Origin of the sequence: Kitasatospora sp. NPDC088346, from assembly GCF_044740765.1 — a bacterium.
GTDB lineage: Bacteria > Actinomycetota > Actinomycetes > Streptomycetales > Streptomycetaceae > Kitasatospora.
The window spans coordinates 83726-90561 of sequence record NZ_JBIURH010000029.1; the positions used below are offsets into that span (position 1 = coordinate 83726).

A 6836-nucleotide genomic window follows, 5' to 3' on the forward strand; every position below is an offset into this window, starting at 1 on the left:
CGTGTGTCCGGACACCACCCCCGACTGTGTGCGCTGTTGCCGGGTGGGCTGGTGGCCCGGCTACAGGTGAGCGTCGGCGGCTCAGCGGTCGTAGGCGATGAGCGCCCACAGGACGGGTACGCCGGTCTGTGTGGTTGAACGCGTCGGCCATCGTTGGGGAACGCCGAGCGATCCGTACATCGACACCCCCGAAGGTCCGCTCGCCGGCTGTTCCAGGCTCCCGATCGAGCTCACGTCATTCGTGCTCGCTCAACCTGTCGGACACAGGTTTGAACGACCGGGCTCCAACCGTCGTGTCACGACTCGGTAGCTCATCGTTACCGAGCGCAGGCTCGCAAACGTGTGGAGGTATGTGATGAGTGAGATCTTCGCGGCGGTGGACGCGCTGCTGGCCAAGGCCCGCGACGGCGGTGACCTGCCCGAACCGGCCGAACGGGAACGACTGCGCGAGGCCGCTGGCCTGACCCAGGTCGAGGTCGCCGCCGCCTTGGACACCCGGCGGGGGACGTTCGCCAAGTGGGAGGCCGGCGCCGCGCAGCCCAGGTCGCCGAAGCGCGGCGCGTACGCGTTCCTGCTGGCGGGCAAGGGCGCGTCGATGGTCGGCGCGCTGCGCCAGCTGGTCCGGGCGGTGCGCCGCGGCGAGCGCGATGCGGAGGCGCTGTCAGGGATCGCGGAGGCGCACACGAAGCGTCGCACCACCAAGGGCGGGCAGAAGGCGAGGGTGCGGGGCAAGGACACCGTCGGCGAGGCGGGCGGGTCGATGGCCGGCCGGGCCGGAACGCAGGCCATCCGCTCCGGCGTAGCCCACCTCGCCCCGGTCGTCCACGAGACCGGCCAGACCGGCGGGAAGCTCGCCTTCACCGTCCGGATGAAGGCCGACCAGTACGTCTACTCGGCCGGATCCGAGCAGGACTCCGGCGGGCTGCGCCGGGGTTTCGCCCCCCGCGGACGGCACCGAGGAGCGCACCTACGGCTCCGCGGGCAGCGGCGGCTTCGACGCCGCCGAGTGGTCCCGGCGCGTCGCCGACGGTGGCGGCCGTCCTGCCGCTGTTCCTGGTCGCCGGGTGCTCGCTGCCGGGCCGGGCGATGCCACGGGATCAGGTGTCGAAAGCGGTGACCTTGTGTCCTTCGGACGCGGTGCGCGCTCGTCGGGATGTACGGCGGCAAACCGCGGGCGCCGGTGGTGGCGATGGTCGTCCAGACCCAGCGCACGGCGTTTGCGAGCTGCCGCGGCGGTCGGTCGTCGAGCAGGGGCACGAGAAGAGGATCGTCCTGGGCACCGACGGCCAACGGCACGTCGACGGCATGGCACGCTCCGAGCCGGCGGCCGAACGCCGGGGACCCGGCTCGACGTTTCGCGCCGGGCAGGTACTGCGGGTTGCCGGAGACCCCTGGGGCGGGCGATCCCCGGCCTCGGTGGCGATCGACCGTTCGGCGACAGCATCGCGTCCACCCCGAGAGGTGCCGGCGGGCCGCCTGAAACCGCTGGCAGCCGAGTCCTGTCCGCAAGGCCCCGCCGGGCCCACGCCTCGATCGGCGATCTAGCATGAAGAGCAAGGCTTCATCTCCAGGCTCGCGCCGCAGCGGCAGGAGGCCGGCATGGCGTTCGACACGACTGGTTTCGAGCAGGCGGACGGCCGCTACATACCGATCTCCGAGCACGGCCTGATCGGGGATCTTCGTACGGCCGCGCTGGTCGGCACGAACGGCAGCATCGACTGGTACTGCTGCCCGCGCTTCGACGCACCGAGTGTGTTCGGAGCCATCCTCGACGCCGACCGGGGCGGGTCGTTCGACTTGGCCGCCGAGGTCCCGACACGCAGCCGGCAGTTCTACTTTCCTGACACGAACGTCCTGATCACGCGGTTCTTCGCCGCGGACGGGGTGGCGGAGATCCAGGATTTCATGCCGGTGCTCGACGAGTCGCCCGAGGCAGCACGGCACCGGCTGATCCGGCGGGTGGTCTGCGTCCGCGGAGCCCTCCCGTTCCGGGCGCGCATCGCCCCGCGCTTCGGCTACGGCGCCGAGGAGCACACCACGCACCTCGAGGGCCACCAGGCGGTGTTCCGCTCCCCGTCGCTGACTCTCGCTCTGACCACAACCGCACCGCTGGAGAGCGACGGCCTGGACGTGTGGTCGCACTTCAAGCTCCTCGAAGGGGAGTCCAACGTGTTCGCCCTCGACCAGATCGGCGACGACGTCCCGCCCCGGTCGTGTCCGCGCGCCGAGGCGCAGGAGCAGGCCGAGGCGACCGTCCGGTTCTGGCGCCACTGGCTGTCCCGTTCGAAGTACCACGGGCGGTGGCGGGAGATGGTGAACCGCTCCGCACTCGTGCTGAAGCTCCTCACCTACGCGCCGACGGGTGCGATCGTCGCCGCACCGACCACCAGCCTGCCCGAGCAGGTCGGCGGCGAGCGCAACTGGGACTACCGGTACGTGTGGGTCCGCGACGCCGCCTTCTGCGTCTACGCCATGCTGCGCCTGGGGTTCACCTCGGAGGCCGAGGCCTTCATGGGGTTCCTCGGCGAGCGCGGCATCATGCGCGGCACCGGCGCGACCGGCCCGCTGCAGATCATGTACGGCATCGACGGGCGCAGCGAGCTGCCCGAGTACGAGCTGCCGCACCTGGAGGGCTACCTGGGCTCCGCGCCGGTCCGGGTCGGCAACGCGGCCACCGGTCAGCTCCAGCTGGACATCTACGGAGCCATGATCGACTCCGTCTACCTGTACGACAAGTGGGGGCAGCCGATCAGCAGCGCCACCTGGGAGGAGGTCGGCGCGGTGGCGGACTGGCTCTGCGAGCACTGGGACCAGCCCGACGAGGGAATCTGGGAGACCCGCGCGGGTCGCAGGCCCTTCGTGTACTCGCGGCTGATGTGCTGGGTGGCGCTGGAGCGGGCGATGCGGATGGCGAACCGCCGGGGCCTGCCGGCCGACCTGCCCCGCTGGCGGGAATCCCGGGACGCGATCTACCGGCAGATCATGCAGCGTGGCTGGTCGGCCGAGCGGGGCGCGTTCGTCCAGTCCCTGGACGACCGTGAGCTGGACGCCTCGCTGCTGATGATGCCGATGGCCAAGTTCATCTCACCCACCGACCCCAGGTGGCTCTCGACCCTGGATGCGCTCACCACGGACCTGGTCTCCGACTCGCTGGTCTACCGCTACAACCCCACCACCAGCCCGGACGGCCTGCACGGCCCCGAGGGCACCTTCTCGATCTGCTCGTTCTGGTACGTGGAGGCGCTGGCGCGCGCGGGCCGACTGGAGGAGGCCCGGCTCGCCTTCGAGAAGATGCTCACTTACGCCAACCACCTCGGTCTGTTCGCCGAGGAGATCGGCCCGACCGGCGAACAGCTCGGCAACTTCCCCCAGGCATTCACCCACCTCTCGCTGATCAGCGCCGCCTTCAACCTCGACCGCGCGCTGGGCTGACGAGACATCGCCGCCGGACGGTGATGCCCGACGCGTTACGGCGGGTCGACGGCTGACCGGAGGCGGCGGCGAATGCGCTCGGTCAACCGGTCGGAGGACCGGGAAGTTCTGAACGCGACTGCACCAGCTGTCCGACCCGTGGAGGTGCGGATCACGCTGGTTCGCAGCCGTCGGTGAGTCTTCGGGGCGGGCCACGCAGGGCCCGGATCGGCCTCGTGCGGGCGCCCCTGTCAGTCAAGGACGGCAAGCGCTGCAGGGGTTGGCAGGGGGGCGGTGCGGTTGGCGTAGTCGGGGTGGGCATCGATGGTTGTTGCCGTCTCGACCTGGAGATCGTGGTGGGCTCGCAGCGGGGCGAAGCATTGGCGCGGCTCCGCGCAGTCTTGGCCGGCCTCGGGGTCGCCGAGTCGGGATGGCGGGCGTTGGCGTTGCGCCGGCGCAGAGAGGCGCATGGAGCGCGTGTCTGGTTGTTGCTTGCCCAGGACACCTGGGTGGGTCCTTGCGCCGGCCGGCCTCTGGGGCTGCCCGCGGCAGGGCGCGTGGTCAGCGGGCGAACCGGCGGGCCGGGGCGGGGACGTACGCGGCGTAGCCGACGGTGCCGGCGTCATGCCATGCCTCTGCGGGTTGGGCGGCCGACCCCGGCCAGGGCGCGGAGGCGCGAGGCGGATGGGGATTCGCCGAGCATTGCCTCCCGATCGGCCGGTCCGAGGCCCGGCACGCTGGTGCGCGGCCCACAGAGGCCGGAGGCGGATTTCCCCACGGGACCAGAGAGTCAGCCGTGTTCCGCCGAGCCGGTGAGCCGGAGTTTGCGCTGGGCCCGCTGGTAGAACGTGGTGTGGCCGAGTCGCACGACGCGTGCGGCGGCGGGCAGCATGGTCACCTCGACGACGCCGCCCGGCGAGATGTGACCGACCAGGAGACCGTCGGCCTCGATGGCGAGGTCGCCGCTGTGCGGCAGGACTTCCAGGTCGAGTCGCTCGCCGCTGGAGAGGAAGACGGAGCGGTTGAACGCGGCATGTGGAGCCACGGGGGTGATCAGCAGCCCCTCCGCGTTGGGGGAGACGATCGGGCCGCCGGCGGAGAAGCTGTACGCGGTGGAGCCGGTCGGCGTGGCGATGACGACCGCGTCGGCGGTGTAGGCCACGAAAGGCTCGCTCTGGACCCGTACGGCGACCGCCGCGGACTTGTGTCCCGGGCTGCGCAGGAGCACGACGTCATTGAGTGCCGTCTCCTGGGCGTCCCCGATGCGAGCGTGGACGCCGGAGCGGACTTCCACGGTGAAACGGCGGGCGTCGATGGCGTCCAGTGCGGCGGGGAGCTCCGGTATGTCGACCTCGGCGAGGAAGCCCAAGCGTCCGACGTTGACGCCTAGGACCGGCGCGTGGCCTCCGGTCGCGAGCCGCATGGCGCGCAGCATGGTGCCGTCCCCGCCGAGGCTGATCATCAGGTCGGCGCTCGCGGTCATCTCCTCGGCCCCGACCGGAACGGCCTCGCAGCCGATCCGTGCCACCTCAGCCGCCAGCCCGAGGACCTTCGCCCCCCGGGCCCGGCTCCAACCGACCACGGCCTCCACGGTGGGTGCGCAGGTCCGCTCGGGGTGGAGCACCAGCCCCACCGTGCCGATGAATCCCATCCGGGGCACCTCGATGTCGGCCAGGCCACTGTTGCTCCATCCAGTCACGCACAGAAGGACGCCACCTTCAAGGTCATCGTCGGGCCGCATCGCTCCCGTCGGCAGGGCTCGACGCTGTACGACGCGACCGCCCGCTGCACCTCGTCACGGAATCTCTGTGCGAGCCGGCTGGTTGGGATGGGATGGAAAGTCCGATTGCTTCGGCGCCGATGTGCCGTACCGGCGCCTGGCCGACCCTTGATCGGGAGGCGTGTCCGATGGCCGACGGCCAGATCCCGGGGATTGATCCGTCCTCGCAGCCGACCGGAGACGGGTGTGTGGAGTGCCTGGCGGGGGACGGGCCGGGGTGGTGGTTCCACCTGCGGCGTTGCGCGGCGTGCGGGCACATCGGCTGCTGCGACTCCTCACCTTCGCAACACGGCACGAGGCATGCCCGAGAGGCTGGGCATCCGTTCCTGGCCAGCTTCGAGCCGGGTGAGGCGTGGTTGTGGAACGTTGAGACCGAGCAGTACTACGACGGGCCGGAACTGTCGGCGCCCGCCGCGCACCCTGCCTCGCAGCCGACGCCCGGCCCGCTGGGCAAGGTCCCTGCCGACTGGCAGCTGCACCTGCACTGACGTGCTCAGAGCGGCGGGGCCGGCAGCCGCGGGTCCGTTACTCCGCCCGGGCAGGCGAGGCGGCCGACGTCCCAGCCGGCACGGACGGCTCCGGCTTGGTACGCGCTTTCGTAGAAGGCGAGTGCGGCGGCTCTCGGATCGGCCTCCGTACGGGCCGCGTCGTAGCGCAGGACTGCCAGGTGGCTGTCGTTGAGCTCGATCCACCGGGCGGATGCGGGTGTGAGCGGGTCTTCGGCCAGGTGTGCCGGCTCGGGCGTCGTGTAGGAGTAGAAGGCCGGTTCGCCCAGGTTGTCGTCCCCGAACCAGAACCCGAAGCTGATCAGCTCCCGGGAGTACGCCTCGCGGGTCACGGGGTCCACCTGCGGTGGTTGGTCGAGCGGGCGTTCGGAGAACCGGGTGTGGGCGATGTCGAGTGAGTGCCAGAACAGGTGGACGGGGCTGACCTTGCCGGAGAAGCGCGCCGCGAACTCCTCCAGCACCAGCCCGACCTGGTTGAGCACCTGCCAGTAGCGATTCGCCCAGGCGGGATCGTATGTTGCGTGCTCGAAGTCCTCGGCGAACGGGCGGTCGGAGTCGGCCAGCCGGTAGGGCCGGGGGACCTGGAGCTCCACCCGGACGCCCAGCGCCGCCAGCGTCTCCAGGGTCTGCCGGTAGAACGAGGCGACGGACTGGCCGAGGAGGGGGAAGGACTCCGTCCTGCCGTCCGCCGCCGCGACGACCAGCCGGTGGTCGACGAAGTCGAAGTCGATGGTGAAGATCGGGTTGCCGTCGACCTGTCCCATGGGCCGTGTGGTGATCCCGCGTCCGGTGAGATGGAACGGGACGTTCCACCAGTGGTTGCGCCGCACGCTCGCCGCAAGGCGGACCTTGCCGACCACCTGCGTGAAGCGGTGCAGCGTCTCCTTCGTGTCCCGCCACTCGGCGAGCGGCATCGGTGGGAACAGCTCCATCGCACATCCCTCCTGCCCGTCGGCCGCAGTTCCATGATGACCACGGTCGTCCGAACGTGCAGACGGAAGCCGGATCCAGCGGCCGTCAGGGCGAGCCACCCACAGGGGCCGGCGGAAGATTTCAAGTCCAGTGAGACGGTCGTGAGGCTATGAGGTTTGTGGTGCGGGCTCGCGGCGCTTGGCGGGGTCGTTGATCCACGCCGTCGG

The 6836-nt window shown here is 70.8% G+C and carries 5 protein-coding genes; 3 read left to right on the forward strand and 2 right to left on the reverse strand.

The window, feature by feature from the left end:
- Positions 1–355 precede the first annotated feature (355 nt).
- Both ACIOFR_RS29160 and ACIOFR_RS29165 read left to right on the forward strand, forming a co-directional pair.
- The gene (locus ACIOFR_RS29160) at positions 356–1117 is read left to right on the forward strand and encodes a helix-turn-helix domain-containing protein (protein ID WP_401002191.1); all 762 of its coding nucleotides are present in this window, start codon (positions 356–358) and stop codon (positions 1115–1117) included.
- A 482-nt stretch (positions 1118–1599) separates the two neighbouring features.
- On the forward strand, positions 1600–3432 hold the full coding sequence (locus tag ACIOFR_RS29165) for a glycoside hydrolase family 15 protein (RefSeq protein WP_401002192.1): 1833 nt from the start codon (positions 1600–1602) through the stop codon (positions 3430–3432).
- A 769-nt stretch (positions 3433–4201) separates the two neighbouring features.
- Here ACIOFR_RS29165 and ACIOFR_RS29170 read toward each other — a convergent pair.
- Positions 4202–5110: an NAD(+)/NADH kinase gene (locus tag ACIOFR_RS29170; protein WP_401002193.1), complete on the reverse strand. Its 909-nt coding sequence runs from the start codon at positions 5108–5110 to the stop codon at positions 4202–4204.
- A gap of 209 nt (positions 5111–5319) precedes the next feature.
- On the opposite strand from ACIOFR_RS29170, the gene ACIOFR_RS29175 reads away from it, so the two are divergent.
- Positions 5320–5679 (forward strand): UBP-type zinc finger domain-containing protein, encoded by a 360-nt coding sequence (locus tag ACIOFR_RS29175; protein WP_401002194.1) that lies wholly within the window; start codon positions 5320–5322, stop codon positions 5677–5679.
- Between the two features lie 5 nt (positions 5680–5684).
- On the opposite strand, the gene ACIOFR_RS29180 is transcribed toward ACIOFR_RS29175, so the two are convergent.
- The gene (locus tag ACIOFR_RS29180) at positions 5685–6629 is read right to left on the reverse strand and encodes a DUF5996 family protein (RefSeq protein ID WP_401002195.1); all 945 of its coding nucleotides are present in this window, start codon (positions 6627–6629) and stop codon (positions 5685–5687) included.
- Between the last annotated feature and the right edge of the window lie 207 nt (positions 6630–6836).

Coding starts and splice junctions, on each gene's coding strand:
- ACIOFR_RS29160 (WP_401002191.1), top strand. CDS start 356: ATGAGTGAGATCTTCGCGGCGGTGGACGCGCTGCTGGCCAAGGCCCGC.
- ACIOFR_RS29175 (WP_401002194.1), top strand. CDS start 5,320: ATGGCCGACGGCCAGATCCCGGGGATTGATCCGTCCTCGCAGCCGACC.
- ACIOFR_RS29180 (WP_401002195.1), bottom strand. CDS start 6,629: ATGGAGCTGTTCCCACCGATGCCGCTCGCCGAGTGGCGGGACACGAAG.
- ACIOFR_RS29165 (WP_401002192.1), top strand. CDS start 1,600: ATGGCGTTCGACACGACTGGTTTCGAGCAGGCGGACGGCCGCTACATA.